Source organism: Mesorhizobium sp. M7A.F.Ca.CA.001.08.2.1 (genome assembly GCF_003998455.1).
GTDB lineage: Bacteria > Pseudomonadota > Alphaproteobacteria > Rhizobiales > Rhizobiaceae > Mesorhizobium > Mesorhizobium ciceri.
On record NZ_RZPW01001275.1, the window covers coordinates 1 to 906 of the forward strand.

Genomic DNA, 906 nt, shown 5'->3' on the forward strand with positions numbered 1-906 from the left:
CGACCTGCTTACAGGGCTGCACAGTCGCGGCCATTTCAACAGTCGTTTGGCTGATGCGCTGACACTGCTGCCCGCGACGGGCGAGCAGCTCGCGATCCTCTATCTTGACCTCGACCGGTTCAAGCAGGTCAATGACAGCTTTGGCCACCCTGCCGGTGACGAGTTGCTCAGGGAGTTCGCAGACCGGCTGAGGCGGCTGACCCTGGAGGTGGACACGGTGGCGCGCCTGGGCGGTGACGAATTCATTATCATCCAGCGCGCGGTCGCAGGCGAGAATGAGGTCAAAACATTGTGCGAGCACTTGATCGAGTCCGCGCGCCGGCCGTTCGAGGTCGCCGGAGTTCAGGTTTTTGTCGGGGTGAGCGTCGGCGTAGCTCTTGCTCCCAGGGACGGGGTGGACCAGGTCGAGTTGGTGCGGAAAGCCGACCTCGCCCTGTATCACGCCAAAGCCGGCGGTCGCAGCGGCTATGCTCTGTTTGAACCCGAGATGGACCAGACGCTGGCAAAGCGTAAGGGTCTCGAACAGGACCTGCGCAAGGCGCTGCAAACGCCCGGCCACATCCGGGTGCATTATCAGCCGCTTTACACCGCCGACAAGTCGAAGCCCTCGCGCGCTGGTCGCACGCAGAGCGCGGTTGGGTCGCCCCTGACTTGTTCGTACCATTGGCAGAGGAAACGGGGCTCATCGAAGTTCTAGGCGAGCTGGTTCTGCGCCAGGCCTGCCTTGACGCGGTGCATTGGCCGATCGAGACCCTGGCAGTGAACGTATCGGGGTTGCAGCTGAACAATCCGAGCTTTGCCATGAAAGTGACGAGCATCTTGTTGGAAACGCAAATGGATCCACGGCGGCTCGAGCTGGAGGTTACGGAAAGCACGCTCTCCCAGCGCCCCACCGAATGCCAGCAG

2 protein-coding genes are annotated in these 906 nt (G+C 62.1%); both read left to right on the forward strand.

Features of this window, described 5'->3' with window-relative positions:
• Positions 1-697 (forward strand): GGDEF domain-containing protein (locus EN914_RS36790; RefSeq protein WP_245497945.1); only part of this gene is annotated, 697 nt, incomplete at its 5' end.
• Positions 652-906 (forward strand): EAL domain-containing protein (locus EN914_RS39740; protein WP_245497946.1); only part of this gene is annotated, 255 nt, incomplete at its 3' end. The genes EN914_RS36790 and EN914_RS39740, both read left to right, overlap by 46 nt.